At 55.2% G+C, this 19,821-nt stretch carries 17 protein-coding genes, 1 tRNA gene and 1 riboswitch; of the genes, 14 read left to right on the forward strand and 4 right to left on the reverse strand.

Annotated elements, in window-relative coordinates; genetic code table 11:
• Window positions 1-8: 8 nt before the first annotated feature.
• Genes ABLO27_RS04580 through ABLO27_RS04590 form a run of 3 tightly spaced genes read right to left on the reverse strand, consistent with a single transcriptional unit; the run spans window position 9 to window position 2,826 of the window.
• Window positions 9-1,175, reverse strand: coding sequence for a Gfo/Idh/MocA family protein (locus tag ABLO27_RS04580; protein WP_353030781.1), 1,167 nt, complete (start codon window positions 1,173-1,175; stop codon window positions 9-11).
• Window positions 1,172-1,918: a copper homeostasis protein CutC gene (locus ABLO27_RS04585; RefSeq protein ID WP_353030783.1), complete on the reverse strand. Its 747-nt coding sequence runs from the start codon at window positions 1,916-1,918 to the stop codon at window positions 1,172-1,174. The genes ABLO27_RS04580 and ABLO27_RS04585 overlap by 4 nt, the downstream gene beginning before the upstream one ends.
• Window positions 1,915-2,826, reverse strand: coding sequence for an ROK family protein (locus tag ABLO27_RS04590; protein WP_353030785.1), 912 nt, complete (start codon window positions 2,824-2,826; stop codon window positions 1,915-1,917). The genes ABLO27_RS04585 and ABLO27_RS04590 overlap by 4 nt, the downstream gene beginning before the upstream one ends.
• Window positions 2,827-3,510: 684 nt before the next feature.
• Here ABLO27_RS04590 and ABLO27_RS04595 point away from each other — a divergent pair.
• The 6 genes from ABLO27_RS04595 (at window position 3,511) to ABLO27_RS04620 (ending at window position 8,810) form a co-directional block, all read left to right on the forward strand.
• Window positions 3,511-4,272 (forward strand): GntR family transcriptional regulator, encoded by a 762-nt coding sequence (locus tag ABLO27_RS04595; RefSeq protein ID WP_353030787.1) that lies wholly within the window; start codon window positions 3,511-3,513, stop codon window positions 4,270-4,272.
• A 4-nt stretch (window positions 4,273-4,276) separates the two neighbouring features.
• Window positions 4,277-5,317, forward strand: coding sequence for an SIS domain-containing protein (locus ABLO27_RS04600; protein WP_353030789.1), 1,041 nt, complete (start codon window positions 4,277-4,279; stop codon window positions 5,315-5,317).
• The gene (gene nagA / locus ABLO27_RS04605) at window positions 5,314-6,459 is read left to right on the forward strand and encodes an N-acetylglucosamine-6-phosphate deacetylase (protein ID WP_353030791.1); all 1,146 of its coding nucleotides are present in this window, start codon (window positions 5,314-5,316) and stop codon (window positions 6,457-6,459) included. The genes ABLO27_RS04600 and nagA overlap by 4 nt, the downstream gene beginning before the upstream one ends.
• A 298-nt stretch (window positions 6,460-6,757) precedes the next feature.
• A tRNA-Asn gene (locus tag ABLO27_RS04610) sits at window positions 6,758-6,833 on the forward strand.
• A 390-nt stretch (window positions 6,834-7,223) separates the two neighbouring features.
• Window positions 7,224-7,574 (forward strand): 4-fold beta flower protein, encoded by a 351-nt coding sequence (locus ABLO27_RS04615; RefSeq protein ID WP_353030793.1) that lies wholly within the window; start codon window positions 7,224-7,226, stop codon window positions 7,572-7,574.
• Between the two features lie 714 nt (window positions 7,575-8,288).
• Window positions 8,289-8,810 (forward strand): hypothetical protein, encoded by a 522-nt coding sequence (locus tag ABLO27_RS04620; protein ID WP_353030795.1) that lies wholly within the window; start codon window positions 8,289-8,291, stop codon window positions 8,808-8,810.
• 11 nt (window positions 8,811-8,821) lie between these two features.
• On the opposite strand, the gene ABLO27_RS04625 is transcribed toward ABLO27_RS04620, so the two are convergent.
• Window positions 8,822-9,508 (reverse strand): SOS response-associated peptidase, encoded by a 687-nt coding sequence (locus ABLO27_RS04625; protein ID WP_353030797.1) that lies wholly within the window; start codon window positions 9,506-9,508, stop codon window positions 8,822-8,824.
• Between the two features lie 243 nt (window positions 9,509-9,751).
• On the opposite strand from ABLO27_RS04625, the gene ABLO27_RS04630 reads away from it, so the two are divergent.
• From ABLO27_RS04630 to ABLO27_RS04665, 8 genes are all read left to right on the forward strand, one after another.
• The gene (locus ABLO27_RS04630) at window positions 9,752-11,095 is read left to right on the forward strand and encodes an FAD-dependent oxidoreductase (protein WP_353030799.1); all 1,344 of its coding nucleotides are present in this window, start codon (window positions 9,752-9,754) and stop codon (window positions 11,093-11,095) included.
• A 51-nt stretch (window positions 11,096-11,146) separates the two neighbouring features.
• A riboswitch (cobalamin riboswitch) is annotated at window positions 11,147-11,359 on the forward strand.
• Between the two features lie 33 nt (window positions 11,360-11,392).
• On the forward strand, window positions 11,393-11,944 hold the full coding sequence (gene cobU / locus ABLO27_RS04635) for a bifunctional adenosylcobinamide kinase/adenosylcobinamide-phosphate guanylyltransferase (RefSeq protein ID WP_353030802.1): 552 nt from the start codon (window positions 11,393-11,395) through the stop codon (window positions 11,942-11,944).
• Complete coding sequence (cobW, locus tag ABLO27_RS04640) at window positions 11,941-13,053, forward strand: cobalamin biosynthesis protein CobW (protein WP_353030804.1); 1,113 nt, start codon at window positions 11,941-11,943, stop codon at window positions 13,051-13,053. Before cobU ends, cobW begins: the two co-directional genes overlap by 4 nt.
• Window positions 13,054-13,136: 83 nt before the next feature.
• Complete coding sequence (gene cobN, locus ABLO27_RS04645; RefSeq protein WP_353030806.1) at window positions 13,137-16,895, forward strand: cobaltochelatase subunit CobN; 3,759 nt, start codon at window positions 13,137-13,139, stop codon at window positions 16,893-16,895.
• Window positions 16,892-17,530, forward strand: coding sequence for a cob(I)yrinic acid a,c-diamide adenosyltransferase (gene cobO, locus ABLO27_RS04650; RefSeq protein WP_353030808.1), 639 nt, complete (start codon window positions 16,892-16,894; stop codon window positions 17,528-17,530). Before cobN ends, cobO begins: the two co-directional genes overlap by 4 nt.
• A 10-nt stretch (window positions 17,531-17,540) precedes the next feature.
• A complete protein-coding gene (locus ABLO27_RS04655) occupies window positions 17,541-18,008 on the forward strand; it encodes a GNAT family N-acetyltransferase (RefSeq protein ID WP_353030810.1) in 468 nt (155 codons plus the stop codon).
• A gap of 2 nt (window positions 18,009-18,010) precedes the next feature.
• Window positions 18,011-18,319 (forward strand): YrhK family protein, encoded by a 309-nt coding sequence (locus ABLO27_RS04660; RefSeq protein WP_353030812.1) that lies wholly within the window; start codon window positions 18,011-18,013, stop codon window positions 18,317-18,319.
• The gene (locus tag ABLO27_RS04665) at window positions 18,316-19,794 is read left to right on the forward strand and encodes a cobyric acid synthase (protein WP_353030814.1); all 1,479 of its coding nucleotides are present in this window, start codon (window positions 18,316-18,318) and stop codon (window positions 19,792-19,794) included. The genes ABLO27_RS04660 and ABLO27_RS04665 overlap by 4 nt, the downstream gene beginning before the upstream one ends.
• Window positions 19,795-19,821: the final 27 nt, after the last annotated feature.

The following is a 19,821-nucleotide window of genomic DNA, read 5'->3' on the forward strand; positions in this document are numbered from 1 at the left end:
GTTCCCCCTTAAGCCACGCCGTAACTGTCGAATTGCTGCCAGGTGTCTGCGAGGTCGAGCACGGATCGAGTGCGTCTGGCCTCGTCGAGCTTGATGGCTGTCAGTCCGGCTTCGAGGGCGTCCATGACGCCAACCGGCAGTCTTCCACCGTGAATGAAGTAATGATTGACGTCTCTGGCCATGGCATCGTCGGCGCCATAGTGTCCGTTCCGCTCGCCGGGAAGTGCCTTGATGTCAACAAGGCAGTTTGAGGTCAGAGCGTCATGGACTTTGAAGAAGTTGCGAATGAAATCGCCTTCCGCCATGCCCCTGGTGCCCATGACGGCGAACCTGCGGAACTCATCCGGCACATACATGTTTGTATGAAAACAAAGGTTTGCACCGTCCTCGTATTCGATCAGCGCCGTTTGGTAGTCGATCAGATCACCATCTGAATCAAAGTCGGCATTTGCACCGCCCCACCTGGGGGTGAAGGGGTCGACACGGTCCGGATAGTGCGGTTTGGGAAAGCTGTGATCCTGATCCGGCCTGTTTTCCGGCACGAAGCTCTTGCGACCACCGAAACTGGAAACGTATCTCGGACGCGAGCCGACAACACCCTGGTAGAGATCGAGGTCGTGGCAACATTTTTCCAGCATGAAACCGCCGGAATTCTTCTCATAGCGGCGCCAGTCCCGCATGAAGAACGAACCATGATATGGCGCGATATGTTCGGCCGCCTCAATTGAGACAACCTTGCCGATCTGACCGGCCGCAAGGCTCTTTTGCAGCTCGACGTAAAGCGGAGAGTAGCGCAGTACCAGGCCGACAATCACGCGCTCGGCACCATTGTGCTGTTTCATCAATTCCAGCAGTTCAAATGTTTCTGCTTCGCTGGTGACGATCGGTTTTTCGCAGAAGATGTACCGGACATCGGACTGGAGTGCGGTTCGCAGATGCTCCATATGCATGAAATTCGGAGATCCAATCATGAGCAGATCGAGTTTTTCCGTATCCAGCATGCCTTGCAGGTCATCATAGGCGGTAAGCTTGTTGCCGCTCTTTGTTTCGACGTGCTTCAAGCCCGCAGGAGTAGGGTCGACATATGCGCATGGATCGACTTCGGTCGACACGTTCTGCAAACAGCTGCTGACGTTGGCAATGCGTGCACCCAGGCCGACATAACCTGTCTTCATTCTGCGGTCTCCAAATACTGGTCTATTGCGGTTCTGAGGGCTTGAACCCTGATTGCATTGGTGAGCCTGGCACCTTTGGACGGCAAAAAGCCCAGATGAACTTCCGGTGCGCTTGAAGGGAGGGGCGCACAAGGACTGGAGCAAGAGGCATGCAATTCGTTGACTGCGGATACTTTCAGGATCCGCGCGGCATTGTCCTCTGACACGCCGGAACCGGCCATGATCGAAATTCTTCCGGATGCCCGTGAGGCGACGCTCTCAAGAACATCGAGGCCCTGTTCTGCCTTTTCGGCCTGACCGGAGGTGAGAATGCGTTCAAACCCAAGGGAAACTGCTTCCTCGACCCCTGCCACAGGATCCCGAAGGGTGTCGAAGGCCCGGTGGAGTGTTGCCGGCAGTTTCGTGCCAGCAAGAGCCGTCGACAGGAAAGGGCTGTCTAGCTCGTGTTGTTCGGATGTTGCTCCGATGGCGATACCGGCAAGTCCGGCTTGTTCGGCCGTTTGAATGTCGCGCAGCATCAGAGTTTTTTCTGCATCGGAATACTGAAATCCACCGGATCGCGGACGGATCATCGCAAAGACGGGGACAGGCAGCCTGGAAGCGGCCGTCATAAAGCCGGCTGACGGGGTGAGACCGCCTTCAGAAAGTGCTGTGCAAAGTTCTATCCGGTCCGCACCGTTTTCGGCGGCAATCCATGCTCCTTCGATCGTATCGACGCATACTTCCAAGTGAACCGAGGTCATCTATTCGCCTCCCGGAACCGTTCACGGGCGACGATACCGGCACCGTGAAGTCCGCCGTTTTCGGCAAATTGTCCTTTGACGACGAGCGGAGATGCATAATTTGCCAGAACCAGTGCGCGCACTTTTCGATCAACCAGGTCGAGCAGGACGGCATCGTTTGACAGGCCGCCACTCACGGGAATGACATCTGGTCCCAGGGTGTTCACAAGGACGGACAGCGCTCTTGCCAAAAGCGTCGAGAAGGCCTCGATTGTTTCAGTGGCTTGCGTTTCTCCGCGGTGCCAGGCGGCAGTGATTTCTTTGCTTTGGAGTTGTGCGCCGTGCAGAGATGCGTGAATACGCTCCATGCCCCGGGCTGAGCATGTTGCGTCGATGCATCCGACCTGACCGCAGCCGCAAGGATAATGCTCCAGTCCGTTGATCTGACCACCGGCAGTCGGATCCATGACAGGTCCATGTCCCCATTCACCTGCCATTCCGCCGACACCGGTAACAAGAGAGCCGTTTACGACAAGCCCTCCACCGACACCCGAACCAAGAATTATGCCGAATACGACCGGTTTCCCGTTCCCCGTTCCGTCAACGGCTTCAGCAAGCGCAAAGGCATTGGCGTCATTGGTGATGGCAACTGGGCGACCAAGCGCAGCTTCAAGGTCTCTTTGAACCGGGCGCTTGTGAAGGCAGGGAATGTTGGCAACATCCGCAATTCCGCTGCGCTCGTCATAGGCTCCTGCGAGGGAAATCGAGATCGGTACCTTGCTCATCTTCGAGCATTGATCGATTGCCTGAACAAAGGCACGCCAGTCGGCACCAGGCGTTGCAACGCGGCCGGTTTCAAAAACCGTGCCGTCTTCGCGGAGTTCACCATGGCGGATAAAGGATCCACCAATGTCGAAACAGGAGATCATCGCCTGTTTAATGCCTCTGGTTTTATCTATTCAATTTTTCTTGTAATACCAAAATGCAACCAATGAAGCCGATAGTAAACCAAAAAAATAATTGGCATGGTTTTTTTAACGAATTGGGCTCCTGTGGGTGCTGCTGCAAACCGCTGGAATGCGGGAAGAAATTGGAACCCTCAATCGACGAGTTGATTTCAGAAAATTTTTGCTCTTGTGAGCGCGGAAGAGCGACGGTGACCTGATTCTTCTTGTTCCATCGATGGTTCGAAGGCAGCTGCCGTGATGAGGAGATGTTAACGAATGGACGTCGAACGATCACGGTTGAAACGTGTGTTACTCGATCTCCATCGTGCGCTTTCATCGCCGGAATGCCGGTTTGAAGCCACAGTCGGCGGTATTTGGGAGGACAAGAGCAGAAGACGGTGATTGAGTTGAAGAGCGGGGTGGAACGGGAGTTGCCATTTACTTTTTCAGACTTCGGCAGAGAGAAAATCGATGTGCCTGCTGATCGGTTACCGGGGCGTTTTCCCCTTGGCTTGCAGAGGCAAAGCGCAGCAAATTCAGAATTTTGAGGCCTTTTGCGGGAGGAAAATGAAAATGCTGGTGGTTTTTACCACTTGATTTTCGAATTTGGGCGCGTTTAAATTGGTATCTGAAAGGTATTATTTTTATCCTGAGGCGCCATACCCAATGACAGACTTCATTTCCAAGCTGGAAAACGGTGACTGGCTCGCGGGCTCCAGTGGTCCCCGATACCTGCAGTTGCGCCGTTGCATTCAGCAGGCGATCGACGAAGGAGTGCTGAAAGAAAACGAGTCGCTGCCATCCGAGCGTGAGATTGCGGCGATCACCGATTTGTCACGGGTTACGGTCCGCAAGGCAGTTGCCGGACTGGTCGAAGATCAGATTGTCGTTCAAAAGCGCGGCAGCGGGTCATTCGTTGCGCCAAAGGTGCAGAAGGTTGAACAGCGTCTGTCCAGTCTGACATCATTCAGTGAGGACATGACGCGGCGCGGCCTTGTGGCGAGCAGCGAATGGCTGCGGCGCGGCTTGTTTCCGGCGTCTCCCGAAGAAATCTTTGCTTTGGGATTGAGTGCGGGACAGAAAGTAGCTCGTGTTGATCGTCTGCGGAAGGCAGATGATGTTCCGATGGCTATCGAGCGGGCCTCGCTCTCCGAAGCGGTTTTGCCAAACCCGGAAAGAGTATCGTCATCACTCTATGCGGTCTTGCGGTCTACGGGAATGCAGCCGGTACGTGCGATCCAGAGGATTTCAGCGCGCAATCTTGAAGCTGTCGACGCTGAGCTTCTGAACGTTCCGATAGGGTCTGCAGGGCTGAAAATTGAGCGGGTGTCCTACCACGCCTCTGGAAATGTGGTCGAGTTTACCCGATCCGTTTATCGCGGCGATGCATATGACTTCGTTGCTGAACTCCAAATCTCGAAAGAATAACTGGATGACCGATACCACGGGAGCAGTTGCTCCGACCCACATGCGGCGGGAAATTGAAGAGATCCCCGAAGCAGCAAGAAGGTTGCTCGCTGAAGCCCTGCCACTGATCAGGGACATTGCCGGCAAGGCCGGTACACCGGTGTTTCTGGCCAGCGTTGCAAGAGGGTCTTCAGACCATGCTGCTACCTTTCTGAAATACGCATCGGAAATCCATCTCGGACTGGCAATGGCGTCACTCGGTCCCTCGGTGTCTTCCGTTTACGGAGGCAAGGTAAAGCTTGACCAGGCACTTGTGATCGCAATTTCCCAATCTGGGGCAAGCCCTGACATCCTGTCTGTTGTCGAAAACGCAGTGGAGCAGGGGGCATTCACCGTCGGTCTGACCAACACCGCAGATAGTCCGCTCGCAAAGTCGTCAAAGGCAACCGTCAATATCAGTGCTGGACCGGAGCTGAGCGTTGCCGCGACGAAAACGTTTGTGAACTCCGTGCTGGCCGGCTTGCTTCTGTTGGCTCAGTTGGCCGCAGACGAAGATCTTATGCGCGCCTTGCACGAATTGCCGGAGTGCTTCGAAAATGCAATCGGCAAAGACTGGAGCGCCCTCGCGGAGCCGATAGAAAAGCGCGGTTCGCTTTATGTTATTGGGCGAGGGCCCGGGCTTGCAATCGCCAATGAAGCCGCCCTGAAGTTCAAGGAAACCTGTCAGATCCACGCGGAGGCCTATTCTTCGGCCGAAGTGATGCATGGTCCGGTTTCAATCGTTGAAAACGGCTATCCCATCCTCGCGCTTGGTGTCCGCGACGCTGCTGAAGAAGGTTTGGCGCAGGCCGCTGACCGCATGGCAGACCAGGGGGGGAGCGTTTTCGCGACAACCAGAAAAGTGAAGCGGGCCGAAAAGTTGCCGTTCGAAGAAACTGGGCATCCCCTGACCGATGCTCTTGTCCAGATCGTTTCATTTTACGCATTTATCGAATGGTTCGCGCGAAGGCGCGGCTTCAATCCGGATGTTCCGAAACATCTGAAGAAAGTTACGCAGACCGTATGACCGATAGATCCGCCTATATCTGCCGCCGGGTTTTCGATGGTGAAAAAATCCGCTCCAACGCCGCACTCCTCGTTGAAGAAGGCCGCGTTTCGCGAGTGTCATCGCCTTCGGATATCCCGGAGGGGTTCAGTCAGGTGGAACTGGGGGAAGGCATTCTGTCGCCCGGATTGATCGATCTGCAGGTAAATGGAGGCGGGGGCTTGATGTTGGGGGACGCTGAGAGCGTTGCCGACATTGATCAGATTTGCAGCGCACATGTGCGTTTGGGAACGACTGCGCTGACGCCGACACTGATCACCGACAGTCCTGAGGTGACCCGCAAGGTGGTGGATCTGGGGATTGCAGCCTGGAAAGATCGTGTTCCCGGATTCCAGGGGCTGCATCTGGAAGGGCCCCATCTATTTGCCGGGCGCAAGGGGGCGCATGACGCCAGTTTGATCCGGCCTATGACGGATGACGATATCAGGCTCTATCTTCGCGCCGCCGATGAACTGCCAAACCTGATCATCACGTTGGCGGCCGAAACGGTCAGTCCTGATCAGATCGCCACGCTTGCCGGTGCTGGTATTCGAATCAGCCTGGGTCACAGCGGCGCTTCTTATGAAGAATGCAGGGTTGCTGTGAATGCCGGGGCGTCGTGCGTGACGCATCTCTACAATGCCATGAGCCCGTTGCAGCACCGAGAACCGGGGATGGTCGGTGCGGCGCTGGATCTGGGCGGTTTGAGTGCCGGACTGATCGCCGACGGTGTTCACGTTGATCCGGTCGCTATCAAGATTGCGCTGAAGTCGAAATCCGGCCCGGGAAGGATCTTTCTGGTGACCGACGCAATGTCGCAAACCGGAACGGATGTGACATCTTTCTTTCTGGGGGGCAGGGAGATATTCCGCAGTGACGGCATGCTGAAACTCGCAGACGGTACTCTCGCGGGGGCAGATATCGATTTGCCGTCCTCTCTGAAATATCTGACCGGTGTCGTTGACCTTGAGCTTGAAACGGCACTTGCGATGGCAACCAGTTATCCAGCCGGTTTCCTCGATCGGAACATGGGACGTTTTTCTGAAGGTCAGCCCGCTGATTTTGTGCATCTTGGCGATGACTTCACGGTCAAGTCCGTCTGGATGAACGGTCAGGCTGTCTGATGAAACGTCTATCGGCCGACTTTCGTTTTTGAAAAGCTGCGCGTCAATCGTTGCAATCCTGCCAGGAACAAGCTTCTAAACCCGCAGGATTGCATAAAAAGGCTAGCATTTCTGCGTTGTTTTCCAAATCAATGCGCACCTCTAGCTGTATGAAAAATAAAGAGTTTTCCACATGGTCGACAAAAAAATGACGACTGGATGAAAAAAACGCAGCTAGGGGCTTGGCAAACGGATCATGCCTTTGTTATACGCATCTCCATCGACGGGGGCGGTGACGCACTGACCTCCAACGTGGTGATCCCCAGTAGCTCAGTTGGTAGAGCAAGCGACTGTTAATCGCTGGGTCGCTGGTTCGAGTCCGGCCTGGGGAGCCATCACCACCCTTTCTTTCCAATGAAAATTGAGACACCAACTGGCTCTTGTCATGAGCGGTCTTTCCAGTGCAAGTGTCTCGCAAGATGGCTTTGCATTCGCTGGGAGTAGTCCAGAATTTCCATTGCCCTGAATGGAACACTCGTCTGTTTCGTTTCTGCTGCAATCTCTGCAAACATTGCCAGAGAGAATACTCTGTTGGTGGCTAGGCCAAAGACACTCAAGAACTCTCTCAAGCACGGCATTTCTTAGGAAAACCACTTCGCCTTCCAATTATCCGCATAACTGCGTTCAGCACATGAAGGCCGCTTTCAATAGATAACAAGGAAGAGGTATGCTCTTGCGAGTGTCGTGCAGTACCCGCAACTATAGTGGCTGGCACGGGGGAGAGTATGGACGTCTACGACCAGGATGGGAGAGCTGTCGGTTACATCCGTGACGGATATTTCTTGAATTGGAACGGAAGTCCCGCAGCTTACATACAGAACGGCGCAATCTACGACCTCAAGAAACGTCATGTCGGCCATGTGGGAGACGGGTGGATCAGAGACCGAAAGGGCCACGCGGTGGCCTTCTTTGACGAGCCGTCCGGCGGACCGATGCCGCCGATGAAAATGCGGCCGCCACTCAAACCGGTGGCACCAGCGCCTCCTTTGTCGCCTTTGCTTCCAATCCCGCCATTGGCGCCGCTTCCAACTTCGCAGTGGTCGCCATTTCCTCTGATGGATCTTCTGAGCCTGTAGGGCGGTAAAGCGTCTCTAGCCTCCGGCACGACAAAGGAGATGCTGGTTCTGTCAGCTGCGCGTAGAACGGTTCATGTCAGGCCCGGAAAAACACGCAGAAGCATTTGCGCCTTTTGTCGTTTGATCCGCTTGGCAGCAGTGAAGGGGCTCCGAACCCGCCTCCAATAGTTTTTCAGACTGCAGCGAATTGATCGTTTGCTGTTAGCATTGAACTGAGTTCGGCTTAACTGTGACAACAGTCACTGTTGCAAGCGGCCTTTGGAACCATTGTGTCTCAATATTTATGAGGTTCGCACATTCGCGAATAATTCTCTGCGCGAGAAGAACTCATCTCGCGTTTGTATGATTGGAATACGAGTGAAGCATTAGTTCAAAGAGATAGATCATTAAAAGGACGAAACCATGCAGGAATTTTGGAAGCATCCGGCACTGTCCTATTTGCAATCTACATATTTTCTACATAACCCCAACATGTACCCAGCGGATTACGGGAGCCACTACAAGTCGCTACCTGTGCAAACCGGGAGCGGCGTGGTTCATGTGACAGTCGATGGGTATCGCTCAAATTACACTTCCGAACGGAGAAAAGAGTGCAACGCATTTCTCCGAAAGGCGCGAAAGTTCTGCGACCAACCTGACAGCGGCTACCAGCAGGCCGGTGAATGGACCCGGACCTGTCAATCACGCGTGGTCTCCTGTTTTGCAGGTCAGGGAATGCCTGAAGAGATATCGCTGATCTGTTGTCTGGCTGTCGAGAGCAAGTACAAGACCATCGCCGAGCTGCCTCAGTGGGCCTGGACAAACTTCGGCATGGACTGCGTGGGCTTTGTTAGCACCTATCTCATTGCCCTTGGCCAGTTCAAGAAGATGTTGAAATACATACCGAAATACAAGGTCGTTGCAGACGTTGCCACCTCGATTGACGACATCTACTACGACAATGCGATCTTGTGGGCGAATGTTGAGGGTGGCAACGTGAAGGTTCGGCCCAACCCTGGTAACAAGTCCCACATTGCGATCATAGAATGCTGGGAACAGTACGGATCATCGTTCTACGTGGCGCAGTCGGCCGGTTCCAAGAAGGGAGTCGACTATGATCGTGTCTACGAAATTGTCCAGGAGCCCAAGTCCACAAAGCGGGACAAGGCATACTGGAAGATCCGGCAAAAAGGGACGTATTCGACAAGCAAGGTCGTGATTACCAAGAGTGTTCCGCTGTTTGCCGCGGGAGATTGATCGGTCTGCTTCTATCCACCCAGGTCATCTGTTAAAGGCTTGATCAAATCCGGATCATTTTCGGTCCTTGAAGAGTTCACGGCGCGTCCAACTCTGTAGAACGAAAATTCATGCCCCAGATTGTGGTTGAGCAGGGCCTTGGCATCGGTGACGGCGGTTTCCGGACTGAGCCAGGCATCATATGCAGATTGCTCAAGCACGATGGGCATGCGGTTGTGGACCCGGTTGACTGGAGCGACAGCCGCGGCCGTCAGGATCGTGCAGGACGTGACATCGAGTGTGCTGTTATAGGTCCACAGCCCGGCGAAGGAAAATGGTGCAATATCAGCAAGGTGGATGAACCATGGATCCCGGCCACCGTCCTCGCCCTTGGTCCACTCATACCAGCCATCGGCAGGCAGAAGGCAGCGCCCGGATTTAAAGGCCTCCCGGAACGATGGTTTCTTCTCCGCGTCTTCAGATCGGGCATTGAACATCGGATACTTGGATTGCAATTCCTTCGCCCAGTGAGGAACCAGCCACCAGCGTCCGTCGGATACAGTCTGCGCGCCATTTTCGTCCAGGTGAATGAAGAGCACCTCCTGCGTTGGGGCAATGTTGTAGCGCGCTGCCGTGTTCCGGTCGTTGAACTCGTCCGTCAGTCTGTAGAGCCTGACGATCTCACGCCAGGGTCTGATCTGTGTGTACCGGCCGCACATGCTCCCGATGCTCCCTTTCCACATAGGATTAAAGGGCAATCGGATCGTGAATGAAAGTCATCTTCACCCAAGCAATTGATAGCGTGAATGGGGTTTCGCGAAAGACTGTTTGCAGGCAACAGGTTTCTCCAGGTCGTCGTTCAGCTTGGACGTCTGCGCTCGTCAGGCAATCTGGGGGCTTGCGGCACGTGTTGGTTCGACTGGTGCGGAAATGATAAGCTCCACTCAGAGTTGGAGGTAGTCATGCCGTTTCAGCAGGATGTTGTCGTTGTCGGAAGTGGTCCACTCGGTATCGCCACTGCACGCAGGTTGTCGGAAAGAGGGGCGAATGTTCTCGTCCTGGAACAAGGAGAAGCCATCTCCGAGCCTCCTGGGTCGCACTACCGTAATTCAGAACAGTTTCTCAGGGACCCAGACAGTTACCTTCCTGCAGCAACGAAATTCCTGGAATTTCTCGATGACAAGGTACCCCGGGATGCTCTTCCTGGAGCTGCGGTCACGCGTGTCATGGGTGGTCAGGGTGTTATCTGGACAAACCTGTGCCCTCGTGGGGACGCTTTATGGCCGGTAATGACAGACGAGGTGTGGTCAGAACATTATCTGCTGGCTGAGAAGTACCTCGGCGTGCAGACGGATAATCTTGATCGCTCAATCCGACAAACGAGTATTTGTGCGGCGATCAACGCGCGAACTTCGGCGACAGACAGAATTGCCGAGGCACTTCCGGTGGCCGGAAAGTACCGGAATGACGGGAAGCTGCACTATACCGGTTCAATCGACATTCTGAATGCAAGTGCAGACGCTCAAGGAAAAGTATCCATAAGTCATGAGAGGGTGGATCGCATCGTTCATGATGGTCCCAACGTCAAGTGGCTGGAAACGGCATCCGGACGCATCGAAGCGTCGAGTTACGTTATTGCAGGCGGCGCAATTGCAACGCCACAATTGCTGTTCCGGTCCGGCATTCGCTCAAGAGCGTTGGGTCGGTATCTCTCCTACCATCCGTTGGCCGTGTGTCAGGTCGTTGTTAGGCCCGAGTTCTGCCGTACCGACGGTCAGACCGATGTCGATCCGCGCATTCAGATGCGCCCGAGCGTGCAATCGCCCTGGTACACTCTGGTTCTCCATGATGTCTCGCCCTTTACCCCAACCGGCGAGGATGCCGAAATTGAACCAGGCAGATTGGTTGAAATCCAGTCGATTTGTCCTGTCGACAATGAAGAGCACAAACGAGCGATCTTCCACGAAGACGGGCGCATAACTTTCGAAGTCCCACTGTCGGAAGCCGATCTTGCAAGAATGGAGGCGGCGGAAAGAGAAGCGGGTGAGCTTACGGACCTGATCGGGAGAACCCGGGAGAGCTGTGCATTCACCTGGATGCCTTTCGGCTTCGCACATATGACAGGCACGACCCGCATGTCGAAGGAAGATGACGGCACGGGCGTCAGCGATTACCGGGGACGCGTGTGGGGTTATGACAACCTTTACCTTGCCACCAACGGATTGATACCAACGAGGATGTCAGTCAATCCGACACTTACCGGTGTTTGCCTGGCAATCCACGTTGCGGATCAGATCGAGACTTAGTTTTCCCGCAAACGAGCTTTATCTGCCTTCTTGTTTCATTGCTTCAATCCGGTTAGGAAGGGATTTGACGGTTCTGGAGACAGCTTTGCTGAATCCGGATGAAACGGGAATCCGGTAGGGGCATCGAGGTCCTGATCCGGAGCTGCCCCCGCAACTGTGAGCGGTGAGCGTCTGCACATCATCCACTGGTCTCGTCCGGCCGGGAAGGAGTGCAGAACGCGATGAGCCGTGAGCCAGGAGACCGGCCGTCACTGGAGCAACCTCAAGCGCTGTCGGGTGGACGGTCGGGAGAAAAATGTGACGGATAAAAACAGCCCGCGAGCAACGCTCGTTTTTGGCGGAGCCCGCTCCGGAAAGAGTCGTTTCGCAGAAACTCTTGCGGTTCGTTCGGGCCTCGAAAAAGTGTATGTTGCGACCGGAGCCGCGTTCGATGCGGAAATGGCTGAGCGCATCACCGCTCACAAGCGCCAACGGGGCACTGGCTGGTCAACTGTCGAAGAGCAGATAGATCTCACCGGAACGATAGAGCGCGAATGTTCCCCTCAGCGGGTCGTTCTTGTGGATTGCCTGACGCTTTGGCTCTCGAATCTGACCTTTGCGGAGAAAGACGTCGGCGAAGAAACCAGGCGGCTTTGCTCGGCAATCCGGAACTTGCGGGGACCTTGCATTTTCGTGTCAAACGAGGTCGGGATGGGCATCGTGCCGGACAACCGACTTTCCAGGTCGTTTCGCGATGCGCAGGGCCGGATTAATCAGGATATCGCAGAAGTTTGCAGTCAGGTGGTGTTTGTCGCCGCCGGACAGCCGCTGCTTTTGAAACCCAATACTCAACCGGAAATCAGATTATGACCACTCCTACTTTGCAGCCGGGCCAGAAAATTCCGGCAACGATCGTCACCGGGTTTCTGGGGGCAGGCAAGACAACTCTCATTCGCAACCTTCTCCAGAATGCAAACGGCAAGAAGATCGCCCTGATCGTCAACGAATTTGGCGACATGGGATTTGACGGGTCTCTTGTGAACGGCTGCGCCGATCCTGATTGCGCGGCTGAAGAAGTGGTCGAACTCACCAATGGCTGTATCTGCTGCACGGTTGCCGACGATTTTCTGCCCACCATGGAAATGCTGCTCGCGCGCGAAACACCGCCTGAGCATATTGTCATCGAAACGTCCGGCCTTGCCTTGCCGCAGCCGCTGGTTCGAGCCTTTTCCTGGCCGAGTGTAAAGCCGAAGGTTACGGTGGATGGCGTTGTGACCGTTCTGGATGCGGCTGCACTCGCCGAAGGCCGGATTGCGCTGGATGAAGATGCTCTCGAGGCGCAACGAGCTGCCGATGAGGCACTGGATCATGAAAGTCCTGTAGAAGAGCTGTTTCACGATCAGCTCCGCTGTGCGGATCTGGTTGTTTTGAACAAGGCCGATCTCGTGTCTTCAGACGCCTTGAGCACCGTGCAGAAGAAGATTTCGGAAGACGTCAGGTCAGCAGTGCATATCGTGTCATCGGAAAAGGGAACGCTGCCGATAGAAGTGCTTCTTGGGCGCGGGTCCGCTGCTGAAGACGACATGTCTTCGCGTCACGAACACCACCATCACCATCACGATGACGACCATGACCATGACCACGAAGATGGACATCATCATGATCACCATCACCACGACCATCACCACCACGACGACTTTGAAAGCCATGTCCTTGAGATCCCTGCTTTTGAGAGCATGAAAGCGGTAGAGGCAAAGGTTCTCGAAGCAATGTCTCTCAAAGGTGTCCTGCGCATCAAAGGTGCGGTGAGTATTGAAGGAAAGGCTGCCCCAGCAATGGTACAGGCGGTCGGTCCGCGTGTGGAAACATGGTTTGCAGTTGGCGCGGAAAGTGCCGGAAAACTGGTGGTCATCGGCCTTAAGGGGATGGATCTGACGACCGTGCGCTCCGCTCTCGGCTGTGTGAAGGCCGCCGCCTGATACATACACAATCAATTCAGGTCAAGTTTGCTTTCCGGGATTTGTTCGCCCGGAAAGCCTGTAGAATCAAAGCGATACGCTAAATGCACATTCTTGCCAGCCAAACACGCCGGATCGATGATGGTGGTGATGCGGTAGATCTGGGGCAGTCACCTGCCGACATCCTGTTTCTGTCTGCTGCAGACACGGAACTTGGTAGTTTTGCGGCAGCGCATGCGGGCCTGGACCCGGGCAGGAGAAGCTTGCGGTTGGCGAACCTTATGGCGCTGGCACATCCTTATTCTGTCGACCTCTATGCCGAACAAACCGTGAGCGGTTCCAAACTTGTCATCCTTCGTATTCTGGGGGGAGTGGAATATTGGCGGTACGGTCTGGAACGCTTTGAAGAGGAAGTTCGTGCTTCCGGAATAGATCTGATCGTGATCCCTGGAGACGACAAATGGGATGACGGGCTGACCGGACGGTCTACGAGATCGAAAGAAGAGGTTCACAGGTTTTGGCGCTACTGCGTTGAAGGTGGCGCGGAAAACTACGCCAATGCTCTGCGGTACGCTTCGTTTCTTATCGAAGGGGAGGAGGAGCCGGCACACCCGGTTCCGTTGCCACGGGCTGGTATCTACCTGAAGGGGCAATCAGCTCCTGATCTGGCTGCTCTGAAACGGTCATGGTCAAATCCTTCGCGGCCGGTCGCAGCGATCACCTTTTATCGGGCTTTGGTGCAGGGCGCACAGACGGCTCCGGTGGATGCCCTGGTCGATGCGCTCGATCAGGCAGGTGTGAATGCGTTGCCGATCTTTGTCTCCAGCTTGAAAGAATCCGAATCCGTTGCTGTTCTGGAGAGCCTTTTTCAGGATGCCGGACCGGACGTTGTTTTGAACGGGACGGCGTTCGCGGTTTCAAAGGCCGGCGTGGCGCATCAGCCGACACCGTTGGACCGTCCGGGTAAACCGGTGCTCCAGGTCGTCTTTTCGTCATCCTCCCGTGAAGGGTGGGAGGAAAGCGATCAGGGTCTCTCGATCCGTGATTTGGCCATGCATGTGGTGTTGCCGGAGATTGACGGGCGAATCCTCACACGGGCAGTGTCTTTCAAGGAGGAAGGAACGTTCGATGAGGAAACGCAATCGACCCCGGTGCGTTTCACCCCACTTCCGGACCGCATTCAATTCGTCGCGGAACTTGCCGCCAACTGGGCAAAGCTCGGTCATGTCAGGCCCGAAGACAAGAAAACGGCGCTGATTCTGGCAAACTATCCAAACAAGGATGGCCGCCTGGCGAATGGTGTGGGATTGGACACTCCGGCGTCCTGCGTGACGCTCCTGTCGGCAATGAAGGCGGCGGGCTTTGAAACCGATGGCGCGCCGGTAACCTCCGCCGAACTGATGGAAATGTTGACCTCAGGAGTGACGAACGCACTGAATGGCCGGGGAGAAAGAGCCGGTTTCGAGACGCTCACGCTCGAGCATTACCGGCGTTCGTTCGAGCAGCTGCCGGCGGCGGTCAAAAAAGCTGTCCGCGAGCGTTGGGGACATGCTGAAGACGACCCGCACATTGTTGACGGTAACTTCAGACTGGCTTTGCATCGGTTTGGAAATCAGGTCGTCGGCATTCAACCCGCGCGTGGATACAATATCGATCCGAAAGAGACCTACCACGACCCGGATCTTGTCCCGCCACATCACTATTTTGCGTTCTACATCTGGCTTCGAGAGAAGTTCGGGGCAGATGCGGTGATTCATCTCGGCAAGCACGGCAATCTGGAGTGGCTGCCCGGCAAGGCGCTTGCTTTGTCAGAAGGATGTTTTCCTGAAGCCGTGCTCGGTTCCCTGCCGAACATCTATCCTTTTATCGTCAATGATCCGGGGGAGGGAGCTCAGGCAAAGCGCAGAACGTCGGCCGTGATCGTGGACCACCTGACGCCTCCCTTGACGCGCGCAGAAAGCCATGGCGTTGCCGAAGAGTTGGAAACGCTGCTGGACGAGTACTACCTCGCCGCCGGTGTTGATCCGCGCCGACTGAAAGCACTCACCCGGGATATTCTTGATGCGGCCGCGCGGCACGGGCTCGACAAGGATATCGGCATCTCGGATGACATGGACGAGGAAACACGTCTTGCGCGACTTGATGCCCATCTGTGTGATCTGAAGGAACTGCAAATCCGGGATGGTCTTCACATCCTGGGTGAGAGCCCGGCGGGGGATCAGCTGACCGACCTACTGGTCGCACTGGCGCGTGTCCCGCGCGGAAACCTGCCTGAACAGGAAAGCCTGCAACGGGCAATCTCCCGGGATCTTGGTTTAGAAAATTTCGATCCGCTTGATTGCGACTTTTCATTGCCATGGACGCAAGGGAAGCCTGAAGCCCTGCAATGCACTTCGGACGCAACCTGGCGCTCCAACGGAGATACAGTTGAACGGATCGAGATCCTGGCAAGCGATCTTATCGCGAGCGATGATATTGCAGGCGAAAGCTGGCCTTCTGTTCGAGCGGTTTTGGGCGAGGTAGAAGATCGTTTGCGACCTGCGGTCACAACCTCCGGAGACGCGGAAACGCAGGCAGTGCTAGCAGCGCTCAGTGGCGGTTTTGTAGTGCCTGGCCCTTCCGGGGCTCCGTCCCGTGGACGTCCGGATGTCCTGCCAACTGGTAAGAATTTTTATTCAGTTGACGTTCGTGCTGTACCTACTGAAACCGCCTGGCGTTTGGGATGGCAATCTGCTGGGTTCGTCGCTGAACGCTATTTCCAGGAGGAAGGCGAGTGGCCGAAATCTCTGGTTCTCACCTGTTGGGGAACCGCCAACATGCGGACCGGTGGAGACGATATCGCGCAAGCACTGGCATTGATTGGTGCAAAGCCGGTCTGGGAGCAGGGCTCGGGTCGTGTAACCGGGTTCGAAGTTCTTAAGCTGGGTGAACTCGGGCGACCCCGTATTGACGTTACGTTGCGTGTTTCCGGCTTCTTCCGAGACGCATTTCCTCATCAGATGGACCTGTTCGACAGTGCCGTTCGGGCTGTGGGAGCTTTGGACGAGCCGGAAGATGCCAACCCGGTCGCGGCGCGAATGAAAGCTGAAGCTGCAAGACTGCGGGCAGAAGGGGTAGGTGCCGACGACGCTTCCCGGCGGGCAGGCTACAGGGTTTTCGGTTCAAAACCGGGCGCTTATGGCGCGGGACTCCAGGCGCTGATCGATGAGGGGATTTGGGAAGAACGCGGTGACTTCGCCGAAGCTTTCCTCGCCTGGGGCGGCTATGCCTACGGCGGAGGTTCCGCGGGAGAAGGGGCTCAGGGCGAACTGAAATCACGTCTGAGTTCGGTAAATGCGGTTTTGCATAACCAGGACAACCGTGAACACGATTTGCTCGACAGCGACGACTATTACCAGTTCGAAGGTGGGCTGGCTGCGACCGTTGAAGCGCTCAAGGGTGAAGCTCCGAAAGTCTATCACAATGACCATTCGCGACCTGAACGTCCGATCGTACGCTCGTTGTCGGAGGAAATCGGCCGGGTCGTGCGTGGCCGGGCTGCGAATCCCAAATGGATTGGCGGGGTCATGCGGCACGGCTACAAGGGCGCGTTCGAGATGGTCGCCACCCTGGATTATCTCTTTGCCTTTGCCGCGACCACACGTGCAGTGGGTGACCACCATTTTGATCAGCTCTACGATGCTTACCTGGATAATGATGAGGTGCGCGAGTTCCTTCAGCAGGTAAACCCGGCCGGGCTGAACGAAATGCTTGCCCGGTTCATGGAAGCAATTGAACGTGGCCTCTGGACGCCGAGGCGCAATTCGACCCATTCTGCACTTAACGAACTTAAACTGACACTCGAGGGGAGTGAGAGACCGTGACCGCCGAAAGCGAAAAGCCGGAACTGTCCGAAGAAGAACTGAATGAGCGCCACGCCGAGAAGATGCGCAAGAAAAAGGCAGCGCGCGACAAGATCATGGCGACCAAGACCATTGAGAAGGGGTTGTTGATCGTTCACACGGGAAAAGGCAAGGGAAAATCCACCGCCGGATTCGGTATGGTGTTCCGGTCGCTTGGACATGGCCACAAGGTCGGAGTTGTTCAGTTCGTTAAAGGACGCATTGAAACCGGTGAGCGCATGGCACTCGATCGTTTTTCCGATTTGGTGACCATCAAGCGCATGGGGGAAGGCTTTACCTGGGAAACACAGGATCGTCAGCGCGATATCGAAGCGGCCCGCGAGGCCTGGGATGCAGCCAAGAAGATGATCACTTCCGGCGAGTACCAGCTTATCCTGTGTGATGAGCTGAACATCGTTTTGCGCTATGACTATCTCGATATTGCGGAAGTGGTCGACTTCCTGAAGAACGAAAAACCGGAAGACGTGCATGTCATTATTACCGGCCGGAATGCAAAAGACGACCTTATTGAAATCGCCGATTTGGTGACGGATATGACGCAGGTGAAACACCCATTCCGCTCCGGTGTTAAACCGCAGGAAGGCATCGAGTTCTAAGCCGGTTCCGGTGCCGTTCACGATCAGTTCCGCCACTTTCACGGATGCAGAAGAGATCGCTGTCCTTCTGCGCCGTTCGATAGTCGAACTTTGCCAGGACGATCACGGCAATGACCCTGAAAAGTACGAACCCTGGTTGAAGAACAAGACCACCGAAAATGTTGAGCGGTGGATTGTCGGACCGGGTCGCGTTTTCAGCGCAGTCGATGAACGCCGGAAAGTGGTTGGCGTGGTCATGGGGACGCCGGATGGCGAAGTGGTGCTGAACTATGTCTCGCCGGACGCCCGCTTTTCCGGCGTCAGCAAAATGCTGATGAATGCGATCGAAGAATACTTTCGTGATCGGGGGCTGACTTCGGCTGTATTGAACAGCACATGCACAGCCGAAAGGTTCTACCGATCCGTTGGATATGCGGAAACAGGGAGGGTGGAGCTGCACCGCGAATTGATGTGTCGACAGTTTAGAAAGGCATTGTAGTCATGAGCAGGCTCTTTGATCACAGCATTCGATCGGCTTCACCGGCACATGCTGAGTTGGTCCGAAAATACGAACTGTATCGAACACTGGTGGAGTTTTGGGCGGCAGCGCTTTTTATTGTAGGCAGTATCTTTTTCTTCTATCCGAACCTTGTTTTTGCAGGTACCTGGCTCTTCCTTGTGGGGTCGATTCTCTTCGCCGTTCGACCAAGCATCCGGTTGTTGCTTGAGCTTCGCCTGGCAAATCTTCCGGTGCCTCAAGAATTCCGGCCTTACGGTGCCGCACCGCTGAAACAAGAAACGACTTCATGACAAAAGGGTCTGGGCAGAATTCGACACCTGCATTGATGGTTCAGGGAACGGGGTCGAACGTCGGCAAAAGTCTGATCGTCGCCGGGCTGTGCAGGTTGTTCACCAACCGTGGTTTGTCCGTCCGGCCGTTCAAGCCTCAGAACATGTCGAACAATGCCGCCGTAACTGCAGACGGAGGCGAAATCGGACGCGCCCAGGCATTGCAGGCCATGGGCTGCAAGGTTCCATTGTCAGTTCACATGAACCCGGTACTTTTGAAGCCGGAGACAGACACAGGTGCGCAGGTCATCGTTCAGGGAAAACGCTTTGGGACCATGCGAGCACGTGAGTACGGAAAGCAAAAAGCAGAATTACTTCCAAAGGTAATGGAGAGTTTTTCAAAAACAGCTTCAGAAGCAGACATCGTGATCGTGGAAGGTGCCGGCAGCCCGGCGGAGATTAATCTGCGGGCCGGAGACATTGCCAACATGGGCTTTGCCGAAGCGGCGGATCTCCCCGTTATACTCTGTGCCGATATCGACCGGGGTGGAGTTATTGCATCTGTCGTCGGCACTCATGCGGTGCTGGACCCACTGGAGCAACAGCGGATAAGGGGCTTCTTCATCAACCGGTTTCGAGGAGATCCAAGCCTCTTCGATGACGGCATGCGCGAGATTTCCGATCGCACCGGCTGGCAGGGCCTAGGTGTTGTGCCCTGGTTCGGCGATGCCGCTAAACTTCCTGCCGAGGATGCTCTGGGATTGTCGGATGGTCTTGGCGATGGCGGGTTGAAAATCGTTGTTCCCGTGATTTCGCGAATTGCCAATTTTGATGACCTGGATCCACTACGTCTGGAACAAGGGGTGACCCTTGAGCTTGTTCAGCCCGGTGAACCCTTGCCGGGCGATGCCGATGTGGTTCTTTTGCCGGGCTCCAAATCGACAGTCGGAGATCTGGCCTTCTTTCGGGCGCAGGGATGGGACATTGATCTCAAGGCCCACCATCGTCGTGGCGGACACATTCTTGGTGTCTGCGGCGGATATCAGATGCTTGGCAAGACAATCTCGGATCCGGAAGCCATCGAGGGAGCGCCCGGAACCGTTGAGGGGCTGGGTTTCCTCAATGTCGATACGGTACTTACGTCGGAAAAGTCGACTGTTCCGGCAGAAGGAATTCACGTTGCCAGCGGAGCTGCCATCTCCGGATATGAAATTCATATCGGCCGCACAACCGGCGCGGACTGCAGCAATCCGATGATGCTGTTGTCCGGCAATCGACCGGATGGAGCGGTATCGTCTGACGGACGTGTTTATGGAACCTATGTCCACGGCCTTTTTTCAAAAGACTCTTTCCGCTCGGCTTATCTTGGAAATTTTGGCGTGAATTCCGAACTGGCTTATGACCTGAGCATCGACAAGATACTGGATGAGCTGGCTGCGCATCTTGAGAGCACGATGGATGTCTCTGCAATGCTGGAAATTGCGAAAAGCAAATAGGAAACGGTCTCCGACGTCGCTCGTTTC

It is taken from the genome of Roseibium sp. SCP15 (assembly GCF_040329435.1).
Taxonomy (GTDB): Bacteria; Pseudomonadota; Alphaproteobacteria; order Rhizobiales; family Stappiaceae; genus Roseibium.

What these genes read in the sequence shown, in the direction of transcription:
- ABLO27_RS04665 (WP_353030814.1), top strand. Translation starts at nt 18,316, where the DNA reads ATGACAAAAGGGTCTGGGCAGAATTCGACACCTGCATTGATGGTTCAG.
- nagA (WP_353030791.1), top strand. Translation starts at nt 5,314, where the DNA reads ATGACCGATAGATCCGCCTATATCTGCCGCCGGGTTTTCGATGGTGAA.
- ABLO27_RS04595 (WP_353030787.1), top strand. Translation starts at nt 3,511, where the DNA reads ATGACAGACTTCATTTCCAAGCTGGAAAACGGTGACTGGCTCGCGGGC.
- cobW (WP_353030804.1), top strand. Translation starts at nt 11,941, where the DNA reads ATGACCACTCCTACTTTGCAGCCGGGCCAGAAAATTCCGGCAACGATC.
- ABLO27_RS04590 (WP_353030785.1), bottom strand. Translation starts at nt 2,826, where the DNA reads ATGATCTCCTGTTTCGACATTGGTGGATCCTTTATCCGCCATGGTGAA.
- ABLO27_RS04625 (WP_353030797.1), bottom strand. Translation starts at nt 9,508, where the DNA reads ATGTGCGGCCGGTACACACAGATCAGACCCTGGCGTGAGATCGTCAGG.
- cobN (WP_353030806.1), top strand. Translation starts at nt 13,137, where the DNA reads ATGCACATTCTTGCCAGCCAAACACGCCGGATCGATGATGGTGGTGAT.
- ABLO27_RS04615 (WP_353030793.1), top strand. Translation starts at nt 7,224, where the DNA reads ATGGACGTCTACGACCAGGATGGGAGAGCTGTCGGTTACATCCGTGAC.
- ABLO27_RS04585 (WP_353030783.1), bottom strand. Translation starts at nt 1,918, where the DNA reads ATGACCTCGGTTCACTTGGAAGTATGCGTCGATACGATCGAAGGAGCA.
- ABLO27_RS04660 (WP_353030812.1), top strand. Translation starts at nt 18,011, where the DNA reads ATGAGCAGGCTCTTTGATCACAGCATTCGATCGGCTTCACCGGCACAT.
- ABLO27_RS04620 (WP_353030795.1), top strand. Translation starts at nt 8,289, where the DNA reads ATGCCTGAAGAGATATCGCTGATCTGTTGTCTGGCTGTCGAGAGCAAG.
- ABLO27_RS04580 (WP_353030781.1), bottom strand. Translation starts at nt 1,175, where the DNA reads ATGAAGACAGGTTATGTCGGCCTGGGTGCACGCATTGCCAACGTCAGC.
- ABLO27_RS04600 (WP_353030789.1), top strand. Translation starts at nt 4,277, where the DNA reads ATGACCGATACCACGGGAGCAGTTGCTCCGACCCACATGCGGCGGGAA.
- ABLO27_RS04630 (WP_353030799.1), top strand. Translation starts at nt 9,752, where the DNA reads ATGCCGTTTCAGCAGGATGTTGTCGTTGTCGGAAGTGGTCCACTCGGT.